Annotated in this window: 17 protein-coding genes and 1 pseudogene; 4 read left to right on the top strand and 14 right to left on the bottom strand. The window is 42.8% G+C overall.

The annotated features are described in order from the left end of the window. Window positions 1-93: 93 nt before the first annotated feature. The 5 genes and pseudogenes from BN2425_RS02965 to BN2425_RS23485 form a co-directional block, all read right to left on the bottom strand. Window positions 94-2,547: pseudogene (locus tag BN2425_RS02965) on the bottom strand (cytochrome P450); the annotation flags it as partial. A gap of 48 nt (window positions 2,548-2,595) precedes the next feature. After that, window positions 2,596-3,177, bottom strand: coding sequence for a TetR/AcrR family transcriptional regulator (locus BN2425_RS02960; RefSeq protein WP_042454846.1), 582 nt, complete (start codon window positions 3,175-3,177; stop codon window positions 2,596-2,598). A 197-nt stretch (window positions 3,178-3,374) separates the two neighbouring features. Then, window positions 3,375-4,805 carry a MocR-like pyridoxine biosynthesis transcription factor PdxR gene (gene pdxR / locus BN2425_RS02955; RefSeq protein ID WP_042454844.1) on the bottom strand — a complete coding sequence of 477 codons (1,431 nt, stop codon included), beginning with the start codon at window positions 4,803-4,805 and terminating at the stop codon, window positions 3,375-3,377. An 80-nt stretch (window positions 4,806-4,885) separates the two neighbouring features. After that, complete coding sequence (locus BN2425_RS02950) at window positions 4,886-5,422, bottom strand: DUF1697 domain-containing protein (RefSeq protein ID WP_042454842.1); 537 nt, start codon at window positions 5,420-5,422, stop codon at window positions 4,886-4,888. A gap of 417 nt (window positions 5,423-5,839) precedes the next feature. Further along, the gene (locus tag BN2425_RS23485) at window positions 5,840-5,998 is read right to left on the bottom strand and encodes an aspartyl-phosphate phosphatase Spo0E family protein (RefSeq protein ID WP_406603182.1); all 159 of its coding nucleotides are present in this window, start codon (window positions 5,996-5,998) and stop codon (window positions 5,840-5,842) included. A gap of 413 nt (window positions 5,999-6,411) precedes the next feature. Between BN2425_RS23485 and BN2425_RS02940 the strand changes: the two genes are divergently transcribed. Continuing rightward, on the top strand, window positions 6,412-6,843 hold the full coding sequence (locus tag BN2425_RS02940) for a VOC family protein (RefSeq protein ID WP_042454859.1): 432 nt from the start codon (window positions 6,412-6,414) through the stop codon (window positions 6,841-6,843). 99 nt (window positions 6,844-6,942) lie between these two features. On the opposite strand, the gene BN2425_RS22690 is transcribed toward BN2425_RS02940, so the two are convergent. The 5 genes from BN2425_RS22690 to BN2425_RS02920 form a co-directional block, all read right to left on the bottom strand. After that, on the bottom strand, window positions 6,943-7,119 hold the full coding sequence (locus BN2425_RS22690; protein WP_195891890.1) for an SE1832 family protein: 177 nt from the start codon (window positions 7,117-7,119) through the stop codon (window positions 6,943-6,945). A 349-nt stretch (window positions 7,120-7,468) separates the two neighbouring features. Next, window positions 7,469-8,896, bottom strand: coding sequence for an Asp-tRNA(Asn)/Glu-tRNA(Gln) amidotransferase subunit GatB (gene gatB, locus BN2425_RS02935; protein ID WP_042454840.1), 1,428 nt, complete (start codon window positions 8,894-8,896; stop codon window positions 7,469-7,471). A gap of 12 nt (window positions 8,897-8,908) precedes the next feature. Beyond that, the gene (gene gatA / locus BN2425_RS02930; RefSeq protein WP_042454837.1) at window positions 8,909-10,366 is read right to left on the bottom strand and encodes an Asp-tRNA(Asn)/Glu-tRNA(Gln) amidotransferase subunit GatA; all 1,458 of its coding nucleotides are present in this window, start codon (window positions 10,364-10,366) and stop codon (window positions 8,909-8,911) included. 17 nt (window positions 10,367-10,383) lie between these two features. Beyond that, complete coding sequence (gatC, locus tag BN2425_RS02925; protein ID WP_042454834.1) at window positions 10,384-10,677, bottom strand: Asp-tRNA(Asn)/Glu-tRNA(Gln) amidotransferase subunit GatC; 294 nt, start codon at window positions 10,675-10,677, stop codon at window positions 10,384-10,386. Between the two features lie 166 nt (window positions 10,678-10,843). Further along, on the bottom strand, window positions 10,844-11,335 hold the full coding sequence (locus BN2425_RS02920) for a VanZ family protein (RefSeq protein ID WP_042454832.1): 492 nt from the start codon (window positions 11,333-11,335) through the stop codon (window positions 10,844-10,846). A gap of 95 nt (window positions 11,336-11,430) precedes the next feature. Between BN2425_RS02920 and BN2425_RS02915 the strand changes: the two genes are divergently transcribed. After that, the gene (locus tag BN2425_RS02915; RefSeq protein ID WP_042454830.1) at window positions 11,431-11,880 is read left to right on the top strand and encodes an OsmC family protein; all 450 of its coding nucleotides are present in this window, start codon (window positions 11,431-11,433) and stop codon (window positions 11,878-11,880) included. 28 nt (window positions 11,881-11,908) lie between these two features. Continuing rightward, entirely contained in the window at window positions 11,909-12,568 is a 660-nt protein-coding gene (locus BN2425_RS02910) for a lysozyme family protein (protein WP_042454828.1), read from the top strand. Between the two features lie 23 nt (window positions 12,569-12,591). On the opposite strand, the gene fosM is transcribed toward BN2425_RS02910, so the two are convergent. Then, window positions 12,592-13,014, bottom strand: a complete 423-nt coding sequence (gene fosM, locus BN2425_RS02905; RefSeq protein ID WP_042454826.1) for a FosM family fosfomycin resistance protein — start codon at window positions 13,012-13,014, stop codon at window positions 12,592-12,594. 83 nt (window positions 13,015-13,097) lie between these two features. Here fosM and BN2425_RS02900 point away from each other — a divergent pair, with 83 nt between their 5' ends. After that, window positions 13,098-13,868 carry a class I SAM-dependent methyltransferase gene (locus BN2425_RS02900; RefSeq protein WP_042454823.1) on the top strand — a complete coding sequence of 257 codons (771 nt, stop codon included), beginning with the start codon at window positions 13,098-13,100 and terminating at the stop codon, window positions 13,866-13,868. A gap of 178 nt (window positions 13,869-14,046) precedes the next feature. Here BN2425_RS02900 and BN2425_RS02895 read toward each other — a convergent pair whose 3' ends face one another. From BN2425_RS02895 to aceB, 3 genes are all read right to left on the bottom strand, one after another. Continuing rightward, window positions 14,047-14,481, bottom strand: a complete 435-nt coding sequence (locus BN2425_RS02895) for a YueI family protein (protein WP_042454822.1) — start codon at window positions 14,479-14,481, stop codon at window positions 14,047-14,049. 179 nt (window positions 14,482-14,660) lie between these two features. After that, entirely contained in the window at window positions 14,661-15,944 is a 1,284-nt protein-coding gene (gene aceA / locus BN2425_RS02890) for an isocitrate lyase (RefSeq protein WP_042454821.1), read from the bottom strand. A 42-nt stretch (window positions 15,945-15,986) separates the two neighbouring features. Further along, entirely contained in the window at window positions 15,987-17,579 is a 1,593-nt protein-coding gene (gene aceB, locus BN2425_RS02885; protein ID WP_042454819.1) for a malate synthase A, read from the bottom strand. Between the last annotated feature and the right edge of the window lie 428 nt (window positions 17,580-18,007).

Below are 18,007 nucleotides of genomic sequence, written 5' to 3'. Positions count from 1 at the left end.
CCATGCTGGGCGCACATAAAGACCACCGCATGTTTCTGCGGTGGTTTTCACTTAATGAGATTCAATCATTTCCTCCTGAAACTTTAAATCAAAATAAAACTTTGGCTTTTGCGGCGGTAACAGTTCAAGGAATCGTTCAAATGGAATTTGGCATGCTTCGTATTTTACAAGCAGGTCGAGCATAGTGATGCCTTTTTGCAAGACTTGCTCTTCATAAGCGTTTTCCCCAGCCATGACTTCTAGCTCCCGCTGGTGAGGCGGACAAACTGTTAATGAGGCCAACTCGAGTATTTGTTCACGTGTGACCGTTGCTTCTAGATTCACATGATGGCGAAGCAATACCTCTATTTGGACGGCCTGATGTATAGGCAAATGAGTTAAACTGCTGTTGCTGGATGTTAATATGACAATGTCTTTTCCATTCAGGCCAAATCTACGTAAAGCTCGTTCTACATTTTCAAAGCGATTGGAAGGAAATACGCCGAGGTAATCTCCTTGCTGAAAACCTCCAGGCACGCCATTTTCCAGCAGCTCTTTTGTTTGTACGGAAACGTACTGGTTATCCATCATTGCTTCCTTGGAATGGCTAATCCACTGTATCGAAAGTTTGTCTCCTGGTTCCTGCTCCTGATTATGCAAGGTCAGTTCAAAAGTATCGATTGCATCTGTCCACATCTGTTTTTTCCATTGTTCAATTTGGTCTTCAAAGTCTTCGCTCACATTTGCTTCACCCCGCTTTGAGAACCGAATAGCACCTTTTTCAGCAAGCTTTTCATCAATCAGTCTAGGAATGTTCTGATAGGTACTTGCCCAGTTGCTGTCACCACAGCCTAATACCGTGTAATGAACCCCATTTAACGAACTAGATCCTGATTCCTCCAGCCATTTGACAAACTTACGTGCATTCCTAGTCGGCCGGCCGTTATAAGACGATGCAACAATGAGCACAGCTCCGTCTGTCGGCAAGTTCCCTACATGGTGGTCGAGTTCATCCACTTCAGTCTGGACACCATACAACCGTGCTGTTTCTGCTAGCTCTTTGGCAATTCGCTCCGTTGTCCCCATGTTAGAACCGTACAGAACAAGTAATGGCCGGTTGTTGACTCCGCTGATGGTAACAGGGTGCGGCTGTCGCAGACGACTATTTGCCATCTGATTCTCCGATACACGGCCCAGCTTTTTATCCCGCTCTTTCACTTTTAATTTAAAATCATCCGGCTTTAGGGTCAATGTTTGCTTCACCTTTAATTGATAATGTGTATCATCGATTAGTTGAAAATGCTGCAAAATCATCCCAATGACCAAAGTGGCTTCATGAAGGGCAAACTGCATGCCTATGCAGGCGCGCTGGCCATTTCCGAATGGCTTATAGGCATGTGTCGGTATTTTACTAGAGTCCTTAAATCGCTCTGGACAGAATTCTTCTGCATCTTCTCCCCAAGCTGTTTTGTCCCGATGGAGCTGTGGCAAGAGGACTGCTACATTTTCACGTTTTTTTATTTGATATTTCCCGCCAATGACTGTGTCCTCTTTTGCATAGAGAGCAAATTGCGGTGCAGTCGGATATAACCGTAGGGATTCCTGTAAAATCATCCGGATGTATTTTAACTCCAAAACCTGCTGGTAGGTCGGCACTGGGCCAGTTAGCACGCGGTCTACTTCTTCATAGGCTTTCTCTAGAACTCTTGAATTATTTTTTAATAGATATAAAGCGAATGATAATAAACCGCTAGTGGTTTCGTGACCGGCAATCAGGAAGGTGATGATTTGATGGCGGATATTCTCATCATCCAACCGCTCCCCTGTTTCCGGGTCCTTAGCGTTCAGCATCCGTGCCAGCAAATCCGTTTCACCTTGGTCACCGCCAGTTTTTCGTTCAGCAATTAGCTGATCCACTAAGGTAAACATGTTCTCTACATCACTTTGGAATTGGCGATTCTTCCGCACCATCAATTTCCGCTGAATCGGCAGCCTTGTGTTCTGATGCATGGCTTCATCCATGGCTCTTACCATACTAATAATAAACGGATTATGACTTTCCTTATAAAAACTATTAAACCGATAATTAAAGCCACATAGCCCGATGGTGTCGAGAGTCAGTCTTGTCATGTTATCAGGAATATCAATGCTCTCATTCGGGTTTAGCCGTGCCCATTTTTCCACCAGCTGTTTGGCGATATCGACCATCATGTCATGGTACCCTTTCATCGCCTGTTGAGAGAACGCTGGCAGCAAGATATTATGTGCCTTTTTCCAGTTTGGCTCTTTGGTTAACCCCGTGAACAGCCCATCTTTGCCTAATGGACGCAAATTGGATAGGCCTAGGGCGATACTTTTATCAAAGCGGGACTCGTCACAAACCTCTGCGACCAGTTCATGTCCGGAAACAACTAGAAACGAGAAGCCAAAGAACTGTAATCGAAATATCGGGCCTAACTCCTCTGCTATTTTGCAAAACGACAATGTGGGGGCATCTTTATCGATTAAAGGGATGTTGCCTAGCAGGCCAAACGTCTTGGGCTGTGGAATCGGTGCGTAATTCTCCATAGAAATCTCCTTTCTTTATAAAAAGACAGCATTGTAACCGTTCAATATTTATAATTTGATTTTATTTCCTAAGATGCCGTATAAAACAACGTCGGCAATTTCTTCCTCCAGGTTTTCCACAGGAACCTTATCAGTTATCAGGTCTGCTTGAATTTTTTCAAAATTGAGGATCGACCAAATGGCTGCTGTGATCCCCAGCTCATAGAGCAGTGATTGAACGGGCGATAGCTCCTTATTAAAAATCGACTTAAGTAAATGTTTCGTGTTTTGTTCATTGGTATATACCTGGTCCAAAAACATTTTGGCTAACTCTGGATGATTGGGTGCTTCCCTAAAGAGTATGTTAAAGCTGTCAAGGTTACTGCGGACAAGATCCACCCTTTCCTTTAAGACTTCCCGAACTTGTTCCTGGTTGTGCCCAGAGTTAATCATCGCTGTTCCGTAAACGTTCGGCGTGATGCAGGCAAGAAAGATCTCCTTTTTCCCTTTAAAATGTTTATACAGAGCCGCTTCTGACACACCTACACGCCGGGCAATTTCAGCTGTTGTGGCCCCGCTGTAGCCGCGTTCGGCAAATAATTCCCGTGATTTCTCAATAATCTTTTTCTTTGTCTCAGATTGAGAGCCCATTTTTGTTTTCACCTTTCAGGTTAGTAAATACTCACTAACCTAGTTTATATACTATTTTGAATATTTAAACCAGTTACTTTTTACCTATTTTTTTGTAATTAATCCATTTGCATACAGAGAACCAATATTAAGCTAAAAAAAATGGTCACTCATGACTACATATGAGTATGAGTGACCACTGCTTTTCCTAAGTATCTCTATAAAGAAGCAAGTGCATCAGCAAAACGCTTGATTCCTTCTCGAATATTCTCTTCATTTTCCCTCGCAAAGGTAAACCTGGCAAATCCTTTTTCAGTCCCCATGGTGGTTCCAGGAACATAGATGACGCCTCTTTTAATGGATTCCTCTAACAACTGAATTTCATTAAACTCCTTATTGATCCGGCACCACAAGTGAATGCCGCCTTCTGGAAGATAAAAATCAACCACATCTTTTAAATAGGTGTGAAGGCTCTCAGCCATTTGGTCTCTGCGCAGTTTTAATTCCTTAACCAAATCCCGCATGTGGGATTCAAATTGCTTTGATTCCAAAAAATCATTGGCCGTCCATTGGGAGTAGCTTGCATGTCCAAAGTCGATTTGCTGTTTGGCATCTGCCAGCCTTTCGATGACTGCTTTTGGACCAATAATCCAGCCTATCCTAAGACCCGATGCGACAATTTTTGTCAGTGAGCTGATATATAAAACATTTCCATGTTGGTCTAATGATTTAAGCGTCTGGATTTTTTCATTAGAAAACGAGGTTAAACTATAAGGATCATCCTCCACCACTGGTATCCCAAATTCAGAAGACAATTCAAGAATTTTCTTTCGGCGTTCTAAGGACAGCAGTGTTCCCGTAGGATTTTGGAAAATAGGATTTAGAAAAATCATCTTTATTCTATGTTTTTTATATAATTCTGCAATCTCGTTGGGATTGATTCCATCCTTATCTACTTTTAAATAATAGGTTTTAATTCCTGCGGATTGAAAGACAGGAAGATTGTAGTGATAAGAAGGATTTTCAATTGCGACAGCGTCTCCTGGTTTTAGCAAGCACTGAACAACAAGGTGCAAAGCCTGCTGTGCCCCCGATGTCACTAATATGGTGGCAGAACTCGTTTCAAATCCGCGATACTGTTGCACATGGTTTGCGATTGTCTGACGCAGGATCGCATTTCCTAATGGATGATCGTACCCTAAGGTACCAATAAAAGATCGATTGGAAGTAATCTCTCTTAGGGCCGACAGTGGAAAAAGGTCCTGAGACAGTTCACCGCTGGCTAAATTGATTAATTTTTGCTCTGCCATTTCTTTATGAATTCTCTGGGTAACAGGCAAATTGGGCAGAAACGAACCGGCTTCAATGTATCGGCTCCAACTTGGAATCCGTTTCTTGGCCATCCCCCAAATATCTTTGCTTACAGTTGTACCGCTGCCTTGATTTCTTTCTATCAGTCCAAGTGATTCCAATTCATCATATGCTGCAATAACGGTGCTCCTGTTTACTCCAATATCCTTTGCCAAGCTTCTTTCCGATGGCAAGGGCTTATCAGGCGGAAATGTCCCATCTGCAATGCCATTTTCAATATAGAGGGCAAGTTGTTTATAAATAGGTATTTTAGAGTTTCTATCTGGTTTCCAATCCATCTGCTACATTCCTTGATAATATTTGAGTCTCTATAAAGATTGTATCCTTTTTCAGTTTATGATTCCTAGCAAATTCACTTCTATAATGCGTTAGCCAGCGATGCTAGTTTGATAACTGTTTTCCAATTTCGTACCGTTGCCGATACTTCTAATTTTGGCAGCTGAGCCGCAAGCTTTGAATTCCGGATGCTATGACGGAAAAACAAGTATACATCTTTGCCATTAATATGAACTTGCTCCATTTCATTCGAAAAGGCAACTAATTGATCGATTCCATCCTGGGAAGGTTCTCCTGCCAAAAAAGCAATCTGCACACTTTCCCCTTCTTTTAATTCCTCTGTTGGAAATGGGCAATTGCTAATCATCTGTTCCAAGTCTGCTTGTGTTCGCAATACTACTGGTACTGGAAAACCAAATGCTTCTTGTATTTGCTTTTCCATGCTTTGCCTAAGTAGTTCTGCATCCCTGTTTGATTCAAACAGCACATTTCCACTTTGAATATATGTTTTGACCTTCTGTAATCCCAACTCTTCAAGGAGTTGCTTCAATTCTGCCATTTTTATAATATGGTGTCCTCCGACATTAATCCCTCTTAATAAGGCAATATAAATTGTCAATCGTGCTCCTCCGTTCCATGCATTCCCCTAAATATTAACATTTGTTTCACCCTCCTACAAAAATGAGGGCGTTTATCGTGCAAAGTCGTTCTCCTCTCTTTATTTATTTAAATGGCTACGTTAAATAATTCTGTTTTAAATAAAGAATGCCAGTCCCTACTTTTAAGAGACCGGCAATCATTTAGGAGTGTCCATTAGCTGTCTATTAGTCGCTCTTACTAAATTTCTATACCATTGGGATAGTCGCACCATATCCCTGTATTATTCCTATTTTTAAATGTCCATTCAAGTAATCAGAACCCGCGTATTTGGCAGAGTAAAAGCTGGCCTATCCAATACTTATCGTTGACTCCCCAATCCTCTTATAACCGTTATCTATGTATAAAATGGCTCGATAGAACTATTCAGCACCCTGCACTAAAGTGACGGAAAAGAACAGTCCATTTTAAGTTGAAGGCAGATAAGAGAATCGAGTGCTTCGCTAAGTTTAATTGTTTCTGAAGCTGTGAGCCCCTTTGATATTCCGACCCGTATCATTTTATTTCGCAATAGTTCAATTTGAAAGGTTAGTTCCATCCTATCCACCAGCAGCACCCCTTACTCTTACTTTAATACTATATTACCAATAGAAAGAGGAAACCGCAGTTCATATTTTTCCACATATTCCTACATTTTTTATCAAAGTAGGAGAACTATTTGAAGAAAAAACTCTAATTATTCCTATCCTCTCAAATATCGACACATTTCCTCACCAATCAAACGTTTGTTTAATAACACAGGGAAACCCTTTTGTCCTTAAGAAACGTTCATTGATCAGTTAATAAAAAATTTGCCGATTATTCGGCATTTGTCACTTATTTTTATCTTAGGGTTAATGACCAGTTTGGAGAAAAATTTCCTGTGCCAAAGTAAAACAAATGGATGATTATGAAGGAACAAGACCCATGTTTGAAGAAATTACTGTATATAAAATTCGAGGGGGAATGAAGTTGGTTTTTCAGAGAGTTAGTCTCCTCACTATTGGAGCATACAATTTACCTGTATTAAGGTCCTTTTATCAATCATTAGGATGGGAGGAGACAGAATCTAGTTCAGACAGCTATGCTGTTTTTAAGACAGCAGGCGTTATCCTAACCCTATTTCCTGTGGCAGAGCTGGCAAAGGATGCCAGTATTGAGTTCCCTTCATCACCGGATGCATACCGACCGGTAACGTTTGCTATTAATGTGGACGCACCTGAACAGGTTGATTCAACCATTGAACAGGTACGGATATCAGGGGCTAAGCTTCTGCGTGAGCCTAGTGATGCCTTTTGGGGTGGCCGGACCGCCTATTTTGCTGACCCTGAAAACAATCTTTGGGAAGTGGCCTGGAATCCAAGTGCTATTTTTGATGAACGTGGTGCCATGCTCTCTTTTTAGGAACCACTGCTGGCATTTTTAAAAAATATAGTAAAAAAGAGATTGTCCCAAAAACGAATTGAACAATGGCCTTTTTGAGACACCCTCATTTGATAGAATCTATGATTCACGCAGCTTTTGATTAAGGACACTTAGTTCCTTTTCAATTTCAGCAAGACGATTTTCTAATGGAACTAAGTTTCCCTTCACAAGCTCCATTTTTTCAAGATTATGCTGAAGTTGTAAATACTCGTCCTTCAATTCTACTATTTGATATTCTATTTCTTTTTTAGTCATCCTCTAGCCTCCCTTTCCTGCCAGTATCTTAAATTACCATTTCTAGGATTGTTCATTTTTAAAACAAACGTTTGATTAAAATTGCACTATTTCCCTTCACTACGGACTTCTAGCAAAAGTTTTCACGTGAAACATGTCGACAACCATTAGATTTATGGAAATCCTTGTAGAAACTAGAACCTGCAGCTAACGTTCGACATTTCCCCTTACTTTTCGTTCCTATTTAAACAGTTGATTAAAATTAGATGATGTCTTGATAAGTAAAGAATCTTTCCCGGGAAATGGGGTAAAAAACGTCGAAGTGTGGTTCGACAAAAACAGCTGGCAGAAAGGTTCTGCCAGCTTATGGTTATCGTTTTTGCAATTCTTGTTGCAACAATTGGTTCACCAATTGCGGGTTAGCCTGTCCTTTGGTGGCCTTCATGATCTGACCGACCAAGAAACCAGTTGCTTTGGCTTTTCCACCTTTAAAGTCCTCAATGGATTTTGGATTGTTATCAAGCACCTCGCCAATAATCTTGAGCAGCGTCCCCTCATCGGAAATTTGCACAAGCCCTTTATCCTTGACGATTTGCTCGGCATCACCGCCGTTTTCAATCAATTCTTTGAATACGGTTTTGGCAATCTTGGAAGAAATCGTGCCATTTTCAATCAGTTTAATCATACCCGCAAGTCCTTCAGGGGTCAGCGGAACTTGATCCAGCTCTTTGCCTTCCGCATTTAAGTAGCCGGACACTTCTCCCATAATCCAGTTCGACGCCTGTTTCGCATCGGCACCTGCATTTACGGTTGCTTCAAAGAAATCAGCCGTCTCCTTGGTAACTGTAAGCACCTTGGCATCATAAACCGGCAGCCCCAGTTCTTCCACATAACGCTTTTGCCGCTCATCTGGCAGCTCGGGAATTTCGGCACGAATCCGTGCTTTCCAGTCTTCATCGATATATAGCTCCAGTAAATCCGGTTCTGGGAAGTAGCGGTAATCATCCGAGCCTTCCTTGACCCGCATCAGGATGGTTGTTCCAGTTGCTTCATCGAACCGGCGTGTTTCCTGTTCAATTTTTCCGCCTGCAGAAATTACTTCACGCTGGCGTTTTTCCTCGTACTCCAATCCTTTACGAACAAAGTTGAAGGAGTTCAAGTTTTTCAATTCCGTCTTGGTGCCGAACTCTTCCTGTCCTACCGGACGAATGGAGATGTTGGCATCGCAGCGCAGCGATCCTTCTTCCATTTTACAGTCAGAAACGCCGGTGTATTGGATAATCGACTTTAATTTTTCCAAATAAGCATAGGCTTCATCCGGAGTCCGAATATCTGGCTCTGATACGATTTCAATTAATGGCGTTCCTTGGCGGTTGAAATCAACTAAGGAGTAGCCATTTCCATGGTTGAGCTTTCCAGCATCCTCTTCCAGATGAATTCGGGTGATGCCAATTTTTTTCGTATATCCATTTACTTCAATCTCGATCCAGCCATGTTCACCGATTGGCTGATCAAATTGAGAGATTTGATAGGCTTTCGGGTTATCCGGGTAAAAATAGTTCTTCCGATCAAACTTGGTGTTGGTGGCAATCTCACAATTCAATGCCATAGACGCCTTCATTCCGAAGTCAACGACTTTTTTGTTCAGCACCGGCAGCACCCCTGGATAACCAAGGTCGATGACCGTTGTATTAGAGTTTGGTTCAGCACCAAAGTGATTTGGGCTGCTTGAGAAAATTTTCGATTCTGTTTTGAGTTCGACATGGACCTCAAGTCCGATTACTGTTTCAAATTCCATCTTGTTCACCCCCTACAATTGCGGCTTCTGATTATGATAATCCGTGGCTTGTTCAAAAGCGTGTGCCACGCGGTAAATCGTTGCTTCATCAAAATGTTTGCCGATAATTTGCAAGCCTAACGGCAGGCCGCCGTCAAAGCCGCACGGAACGGAAATTCCTGGTACCCCAGCCAAGTTTACTGGGATTGTTAAAATATCATTGATATACATAGTCATTGGGTCATCGATGTTCTCACCTATTTTAAATGCCGGTGTTGGCGTAGTCGGTCCAATGATGACATCATATTTTTCAAACACATTTTCAAAGTCTTGCTTAATCAATGTACGAACCTTTTGTGCTTTTTTATAGTAAGCATCATAATAACCGGAGCTTAATGCAAATGTCCCCAGCATGATCCGGCGTTTGACTTCATCGCCAAAGCCTTCCGCTCTTGTCTTTTTATATAAATCAAGTAAGTTCTCCGCATCCGGTGACCGGTAACCGTATCGAACCCCGTCAAAACGGGCCAGGTTGGCTGACGCTTCTGAAGATGATAATAGGTAATAAGCAGCCAAGGCGTATTTAGAATGTGGCAGGGAAACCTCTTCCCAAACGGCGCCAAGTCCTTCCAACACTTTTAACGCATCAAGCACGGACTGGCGAACGGATTCGGTGACGCCTTCACCCAAATACTCCTTTGGAACGGCAATTCTTAAACCTTTGATATCTCCTGTTAATGCTGCCGCAAAGTTAGGCACGTCCACATTGGCTGATGTGGAATCCATCGGGTCTACTCCTGAGATGGCCTGAAGTAAATATGCATTGTCCTCAACTGTTCTTGTCACCGGCCCGATTTGATCCAAGGAGGATGCGAATGCGACTAATCCAAAACGGGATACACGGCCATAGGTTGGCTTTAAGCCGACGACACCGCAGAACGCTGCCGGCTGGCGAATCGAACCGCCCGTGTCAGAACCTAAGGAAAACAGCACTTCCCCTGCGGCAACTGCTGCTGCTGAACCGCCGGAAGATCCACCCGGTACTCGTTCCAAGTTCCATGGGTTACGTGTTTTTTGAAAATGGGAGTTTTCATTGGAAGAACCCATCGCAAACTCGTCCATGTTCAATTTGCCGATCGTGACGGTTTCTGCCTGCTGCAGTTTTTGTACAACGGTGGCATCATAGATTGGGTCAAAGTTTTCTAGAATTTTGCTGGCACAGGTTGTCCGCAGACCTTTTGTCACTAGGTTATCTTTCAACCCAATTGGCATGCCAAACAACAGCCCATTTGATGAATCCGTGTTTAGTTTGTCATCAAGCGCTTTCGCTGTTTGGCGTGCTCTTTCTTCATCCAAGGTTAAAAATGCCTGGACTTTGTCTTCGACATCCTGGATGCGCTTATACGATTCGTCTACTAGCTCCGCTACCTTCAGTTCTTTTTTTTGCAAGAGTTCATGAAGGTCGGAAACTTTATAATCAAATAAACTCAAACGACTCATTCCTCCTCTTACTCCCCTAAAATCGCTGGTACTTTAAATTGCCCATCTTGTTGGTCCGGGGCATTTTTTAATACTTCTTCACGCGGCAGACCAGCTTTTGGCACGTCTTCGCGCAGAACATTTTTCATGTCAAGCACATGGTATGTAGGTTTCACATTTTCTGTATCCAATTCGTTTAACTGCTCTGCGAATGTGATTATTGCATCTAGTTGCTTAGTAAACATTTCAGTCTCTTCCTCGGTGATCGCTAACCGCGCCAAATTGGCAACGTGTTTTACCTGGTCAGTTGATATTCGTGACATTCCTGTGACCTCCGTTCATCCATATTCATAATAATGATAATACCAAACTTTTCCGCTTTACCGCAATGATTACTCCTTCAGTATGGACAAGTTTGGAATAATTAGATTCACCTATCATATGTATAAAAAAAATTGGCAGTCTCTACTAAAAGAAGCTGCCAACTTTTTAATTTACTACTGTTCGTTTATTCCTTTTTATTTGCTGCAAAAACAGGACAACTTTAATTGGAATATACCCCAAAATTCCACCGAACGTGTTTAAAATTAAATCGTCCACATCAAAGCTGCCAAATTCAAAGATGAGCTGCAGAACTTCGAAACTCAGACTTAGCGCAAAAGTAGTGACGGTGACCAATCCAAGGCTTTGAAACTTTTTCACTAACAATGGTAAGATGAAACCAAATGGGATAAACCCGAATACGTTCCCGGCTAAATTTTTTATCCGTATATCCAAATTGACATCGGCCAAGAACAAATAAAAATTAATTGTTTTAAACGGGACATAGTTATTGGAACGCCAAAAGTCTTCATCATTTCTAAAGTTAAAATGATGAATGATTTCTGATAGTGGGATGTATTTGAACAAAACCATTTTTGTCAGAACGGCTAAATAGATACAAAGGATTATTGTTAAGGTCAGTTTTTTAAAAAAATTCATTTCACTTCTCCACTGGACGACTGTAACAATACCATACCATATTTTTCAATTCGTGTGGGTGGCAAATTGAAAACCAATTATTGGAGGGACTTATTTTGGCAGAACATGTATTTCATTTAAAAGCAAATTGGCCTGGATTACGCAATGATGTCGGTGAAATTGAGGCTGGGAATCTTAAAACCAAGATATCAATTCCGCCTGAAATGGATGGACCCGGCGTTGGAACCAACCCTGATGAAATGCTCCTTGGAGCAGCGGCAACCTGCTATATCATTACCCTAGCAGCAATGATGGAGCGTTCAGGGCTTGAGAAAGAAAGTTTAACCATGGAATCGGAAGGCATCGTAGATGTAACCAATGGTGTGTTTACCTATAAAAAAATCATTCACCGTCCGCGCATTGTGTTGAAAAGCTCAGCCAGTGACAAAGATGTGGAGTTAGCTCGCCGGTTTGCCCAAAAAGCAGAGACTTCGTGCATGATTACTCGTGCCATTCAGGGGAACGTCGAAATCGAGTTACAGGAAACGATAGAGAAACAATCTTAATTTCGAGCATTCCATTGGGAGAGTAAGGATGAAACGGAAGCAAAGGAAAAAGTCCAAAACAGTCTTAAGCTTAATGCTGCTATTTTGCTTGTTAGCAGGAATCCAATATTATTTTCAGCAACCCAAACAGCAGCCGCAGCCGGATTTACAAGGTCCCTTTGTGGATGCATTGAAATATAGTCCTGTGATTCAAGAAGAATTAGAGAAAGTCCATTTAGCGACCTACACTCCGGTCCTTGTTGCCATTATGCAGCAGGAAAGCCATGGGAAGGGCGGCGATCCGATGCAGGCATCGGAATCGGCTGGTTTCGCTAAGGATGCCATTACCGACCCAGTTCAAAGTATTGAAGCAGGAGTCTCCTATTTTCACCGGGTTCTTACTTATGGAAATGAAAAAAAAGTAGATTTCCCTACAATTATTCAGTCCTACAATATGGGGATTGGTTATATTGACTATGTCGCTGCGCACGGCGGAAAACACAGTGAAGAGCTAGCCAAACAATTTTCCAATCTTCAAGTGCAAAAAAATCCCCAGCAATATAATTGCGGCGGTGATAAAACGAATTTTCGTTATCCCTATTGTTACGGTGATTTCACTTATAGCACGAAAGTATTAAAAAACATGGAATTGCTGGCAGACACCATGCCCGTTGCTGGCAACAAAGACAAGACCGGTAAGCCATTTTAATGGTTGCCGGTTTTGTTATTTCATTAATCATAGAATTCCATGTGTTTCTTTTCCTGCCTGTAGTATTCGATTCGTTCCTGCAGCGTCCCCGTATGGAATTCAAATTTATGGCCGTCCGGGTCGGTAAAATAGATAGATTTTTGATCCTGCTCATCCCGCTTCCGGCCGGACAGGATGTTCACGTGCAGCTCCACCAATTTATCAGATATTTTTGCTAAGTCCTTTTCCTCTATTGAAAAAGCAATATGGGTATACGATTCGTTTATTTCATGTCTTGGGATGTGTTTTTCTTCATTCAAAGCGAGCCACAGTCCGTTCAAATCGAAGTAGGCTGTAGTCCTTCCTCTCACAAGCAGCTTGGCATCAAATACCTTTTGATAGAAATCGATTGAATGATCAAGATTAGATACAGAAAATAGAAAATGGTTGATTCCCTTTATGGACATGAGGCGGCCTCCTGTTTGGAAATTATCGGAAACTATTATATTATGAATTTATATATTTTTTCCAGTAGGAAGGGGTGTCATTAATGGGTGTTACAAAGATGGATAATTGGAATGCTGATTTATACGATAACAATCATGCTTTTGTATCAAAGTTTGGGGAAGGACTAGTGGAACTCCTGGTTCCACAGAGTGGGGAGACAATTCTTGATCTTGGCTGCGGAACTGGGGACCTCGCCTCCGTGTTGCATCATCTTGGGGTGAAAGTGATCGGGATTGACCAGTCAGAAAATATGATTGAGCAAGCCAAAAGGAAATACCCTGAACTGCAATTTGATGTTCAAGATGCTTTGCATTTGCCATATCAAGAAGAATTTGACGCGGTGTTCTCGAATGCCGTGCTGCACTGGATTAAGGAACCTAGCCAGGTTTTATCGGGTATATATTCTTCATTAAAGCCAGGTGGCCGCTTTGTAGCGGAGTTTGGCGGGAAAGGAAATGTTCAGAGGATTATCGATGAGTTAATGAAGCAACTTTTTCAAATTGGAATAAATGACCCTTTACAACGTTTTCCGTTTTATTACCCCAGTATCGGAGAATATACGACTTTAATGGAGAATACAGGCTTTCGGGTCGTTTTTGCACAACATTTTGACAGGCCAACAATGCTGGAAGGGGATAATGGGTTAAGGAACTGGATTGAGATGTTTTGCGGAGCCTTGTTTGAAGGAGTCACAGACGATATAAGGCATTCGATTATAACTAAAGCAGAACATAACTTGAAACCTATTTTATATCGGGATGGAGTTTGGTATGCCGATTATAAACGAATTCGGGTTATTGGCATAAAAGAGTAGCATGGCGGTGGGGTTACGGTATGAGGACAAGACAGGGCTGGTCCCACTGATTTTTGTCCTCATGAACCCGCCATGGAGACAAAACTTGCCTGCTTTTCCTCGTTTCTGTCCTCATGAACTCCCTATGAGGACAAAAGTTGACCAGTCTCTCCAGTTTTTGTCCTCATGAAGCAACGGACTACCGACCAAATAGTTTCCCAAAAAGCCCCTTACTTTTCTTTACTTCCTTTGAAAGCTCTACTGATTTTTTTGAAATGAATATTTCCTCTTTCTCAATAGCGTAGTGAACGGCCAGTACTAACCCTATCTCCGTTTCGTGCTCCTTATCGTTCACAATCGTGTGCTCGATTTTATGTTTGGTTGCCAGTTTAACGTATTTGGACAAATCCTGGTAGTCCATCGTGCCGTTGAGATAAAGATGTGCATCGGGATGCTTCTTCATCGACTGTTCTACTTGCGGATAAATTTCCCCCTCGGCCACCTGGCTTTTGTTCAAGGCAATTACAATTCGTTCTCGTATTGTGCCCAAGAACTTGCGCCGCTCCTCAGGCTTCGTTTCCAGCGGTCCATAAATGCCTTGCTGGAGAACCTGCTCCACGGTTTGTTTTTTCAACTAAATCAACTCCCTCTATCAAGAAGCTATTATTATCTATGTAGTTTACTTATGGATGGTTCCTCCGACAGTTTGCCATTTTTCAAGAAGAACGGGCTGTTTTCTTTAGTTTTACCACGGAAAACACCAATTAGCAAAAACCCCTTCCTCAACAATGGGAGAAAGGGGGGGAAACTCTATTATTTCGTGCTGGTAAACTGAGCTTCTTCCGTAGAGCCTTTTAGGGCTGTAGTCGAAGATGTACCACCCGTGATAACCATAGATACTTGGTCGAAGTAGCCAGTACCAACCTCGCGCTGGTGACGAGTTGCTGTGTAGCCATACTGTTCAGAAGCAAACTCAGCTTCCTGAAGCTCGGAGTAAGCTGCCATGCCGCGCTCTTTATAGCCGCGGGCAAGCTCAAACATGCTGTGATTCAACGCATGGAATCCGGCTAGTGTAACGAATTGGAACTTGTAGCCCATCTTGCCAAGCTCTTGCTGGAAGTTGGCGATTGTTTCTGGATCTAATTTTTTCTTCCAGTTAAAGGAAGGTGAACAGTTGTAGGCCAGCAATTTGCCAGGGAACTTCTCATGAATGGCCTCAGCAAACTTCCTCGCTTCATCAACATTTGGCTCAGAAGTTTCACACCAGATCAGGTCAGCATATGGAGCATAAGCCAGGCCGCGGGCAATCGCTTGGTCGATGCCAGCTTTGGTCCGGTAGAAGCCTTCTGGAGTCCGCTCACCGGTAATAAACGGTGCATCGTACTCATCAACATCGCTGGTGATCAAATCAGCTGCATTGGCATCAGTACGGGCAACTAATACAGTTGGAGTACCCATAACATCAGCTGCAAGTCGTGCAGCAATCAGGTTGCGGACTGCTGTTTGAGTAGGAAGCAGCACTTTTCCACCTAAGTGGCCGCATTTCTTTTCAGATGATAGCTGGTCTTCGAAGTGGACACCAGCAGCGCCTGCCTCAATCATGCCTTTCATTAATTCGAAGCAGTTAAGCTGTCCGCCAAAACCAGCCTCAGCATCGGCTACAATCGGGGCAAACCAGTCAATGGAGTTATCGCCTTCGGAATGAGTGATTTGGTCGGCGCGCTGTAATGCTTGGTTGATTCGCTTAACTACGCTTGGCACACTGTTGGCAGGATACAAGCTCTGGTCCGGGTACATATGGCCAGAAAGGTTCGCGTCCGCTGCAACCTGCCAGCCGCTTAAGTAGATGGCTTTCAAACCAGCCTTTACTTGCTGTACCGCTTGGTTACCGGTTAAGGCACCAAGAGCGTTAATGTAATCTTCCTCACGAAGCAGTTTCCACAGTTTTTCAGCACCTTTGCGAGCTAGTGTATGTTCAATATCAATTGATCCGCGCAGCTTGATAACCTCTTCAGCTGTGTAAGGGCGGGTAACCCCATTCCAGCGTTCATCCATTTCCCAGCTTTCCTGTAATTTTTCTACTCTCTCATTTGTCATGTCTTTTCCCTCCTATTAATCTATCAAAATTTTTATAAAAATTTATAGTAATTCATACCCCGGCAGGGTTAAGAAGTCAGCAAACTCATCGTCCAAAATTAACCTGTCAAACAGTTGAACCGCATCATCAAAACGTCCATTCCTGTAGGCATCTTCGCCTAGTTCCTGCTTGATTTTTTCCAACTCTTCGGTCTTAAATTGCTGATACATTTCAACGGTAACCTTCCGGCCGTCATTCAGAATGCCTTTTGAATGACGGATCCACTGCCACAGCTGGGCACGAGAAATTTCAGCAGTTGCAGCATCCTCCATCAAATTATAGATTGGGGCAGCGCCTCTTCCAGATAACCAGGATGCCACGTATTGAATACCTACATTGATGTTAGTCCGGACGCCTTGCTCAGAAATCGTCCCACCTGGCACTTCGAGTAAGTCCTCGGCAGTAATGTTAATTTTTTGCTGCTTCGATGTATGGATTTGATTAGGTGTCGGCATTTCTCGATCGAACACTTCCAGCGCAACTGGTACAAGCCCTGGGTGTGCCACCCATGTGCCATCATGACCATCGCGTGCTTCCCGCTCTTTATCGGCGCGAACCTTTGCGAATGCCGCTTCATTAGCCTCCGGATCATTTTTAATTGGAATTTGGGCTGCCATACCGCCCATGGCCGGTGCCTTACGACGATGGCAGGTTTGAATCGTAAGTAATGAGTATGAGCGCATAAACGGAGCTGTCATCGTCACTTGAGAACGGTCCGGCAATATAACGTCCGGTTGATTGCGCAATTTCTTCAGATAACTAAAGATATAATCCCAGCGGCCGCAGTTTAAACCGGCGGAGTGGTCTTTTAATTCATAAAGAATCTCATCCATTTCAAAGGCTGCCATGATCGTTTCGATGAGGACCGTTGCTTTAATCGTCCCTTTGGCGACACCCAGCTTATCCTGTGCAAATACAAACACATCGTTCCAAAGCCTTGCTTCTAAATGGCTTTCCAGCTTCGGCAGGTAAAAATATGGACCAGAGCCCCTGGCCAGAAGTTCTTTCGCATTATGATAAAAATAAAGGCCAAAATCTAGTAAGCTTCCGGAAATCGGCTTTCCGTCTACTAGGATATGTTTTTCTTCTAGGTGCCAGCCACGCGGCCTAACGATTAGTACCGCTGTTTTTTCCTTCAGCTGATACTTTTTGCCGTTTGGATTTTCAAAAGAGATAGTCCGTCTTACTGCATCGCGCAGGTTAATTTGGCCTTCGATGATACTTTGCCATGTTGGTGAAGTGGCATCCTCAAAGTCTGCCATAAACAGTTTGGCACCGGAGTTTAACGCATTGATAACCATTTTCCGATCGGTTGGTCCGGTGATTTCGACTCGGCGGTCTTGCAGATCTTCTGGCAGTGATGCAATGGTCCAGTCTCCCATACGGATATGTTTGGTTTCCGGCAGGAAGTTTGGCAGTTTGCCATGATTGATTTCCTCCTGGCGCTTTTGTCTGTTTTGTAACAGTTCCACTCTTCTTGCCCCAAATGTCCGTTCTAATTCTTCGATGAATTGCAGTGCTTGCGGAGTTAGAATCTCATCATACTGGGCTTTTAGCGCCCCTACTACTTCAATTCCCCTTGTTTGCGTTGACACTTACCAGTTCACCCCTTTGTTATAATACAGTATCTTTCTATGTTTTGTATTATATAACACACTTTTTAAAAAGTGAACTACTTTTATCAAAATTTTTTAAAAATAGGTAAAATTCTCCTCTGCGTCGCAGAAAGATGTATTTCATGTAAGGTTCACTAGCAGGAGTAGATGCGCTCAAGAGAGGGAAGTTAGCCCAAATGATTGGGGCAAGAGAGGTTTCATTAAGCGGATAAAGGCCCTAACACGATATTAAAAGATTTATTAACGACAGTTTTATTGATTCAATTAGTCACTTTGTCGTTAATAGCCCTTATTAACGACAGTTTTGATAGATCCCAGCTACATTTTGTCGTTAAGAGCCCAGATATTTCTTTGGTCGAATCCATACCGGAATAAGATCTTTCACGAGCATTTAACGAACAGAAATT

The organism is Neobacillus dielmonensis (assembly GCF_000612665.1).
GTDB lineage: Bacteria > Bacillota > Bacilli > Bacillales > Cytobacillaceae > Neobacillus > Neobacillus dielmonensis.
The sequence above is the reverse complement of the archived record's forward strand: the minus strand, read 5'-3'. Positions and strand labels throughout refer to the sequence as shown.

Bases quoted from the DNA above. Each gene is read 5' to 3' on its own strand.
- BN2425_RS02960 (WP_042454846.1), bottom strand. From the start codon at position 3,177: ATGGGCTCTCAATCTGAGACAAAGAAAAAGATTATTGAGAAATCACGG.
- pdxR (WP_042454844.1), bottom strand. From the start codon at position 4,805: ATGGATTGGAAACCAGATAGAAACTCTAAAATACCTATTTATAAACAA.
- BN2425_RS23485 (WP_406603182.1), bottom strand. From the start codon at position 5,998: ATGGAACTAACCTTTCAAATTGAACTATTGCGAAATAAAATGATACGG.
- BN2425_RS22690 (WP_195891890.1), bottom strand. From the start codon at position 7,119: ATGACTAAAAAAGAAATAGAATATCAAATAGTAGAATTGAAGGACGAG.
- gatB (WP_042454840.1), bottom strand. From the start codon at position 8,896: ATGGAATTTGAAACAGTAATCGGACTTGAGGTCCATGTCGAACTCAAA.
- gatC (WP_042454834.1), bottom strand. From the start codon at position 10,677: ATGTCACGAATATCAACTGACCAGGTAAAACACGTTGCCAATTTGGCG.
- BN2425_RS02920 (WP_042454832.1), bottom strand. From the start codon at position 11,335: ATGAATTTTTTTAAAAAACTGACCTTAACAATAATCCTTTGTATCTAT.
- BN2425_RS02910 (WP_042454828.1), top strand. From the start codon at position 11,909: ATGAAACGGAAGCAAAGGAAAAAGTCCAAAACAGTCTTAAGCTTAATG.
- fosM (WP_042454826.1), bottom strand. From the start codon at position 13,014: ATGTCCATAAAGGGAATCAACCATTTTCTATTTTCTGTATCTAATCTT.
- BN2425_RS02900 (WP_042454823.1), top strand. From the start codon at position 13,098: ATGGGTGTTACAAAGATGGATAATTGGAATGCTGATTTATACGATAAC.
- aceA (WP_042454821.1), bottom strand. From the start codon at position 15,944: ATGACAAATGAGAGAGTAGAAAAATTACAGGAAAGCTGGGAAATGGAT.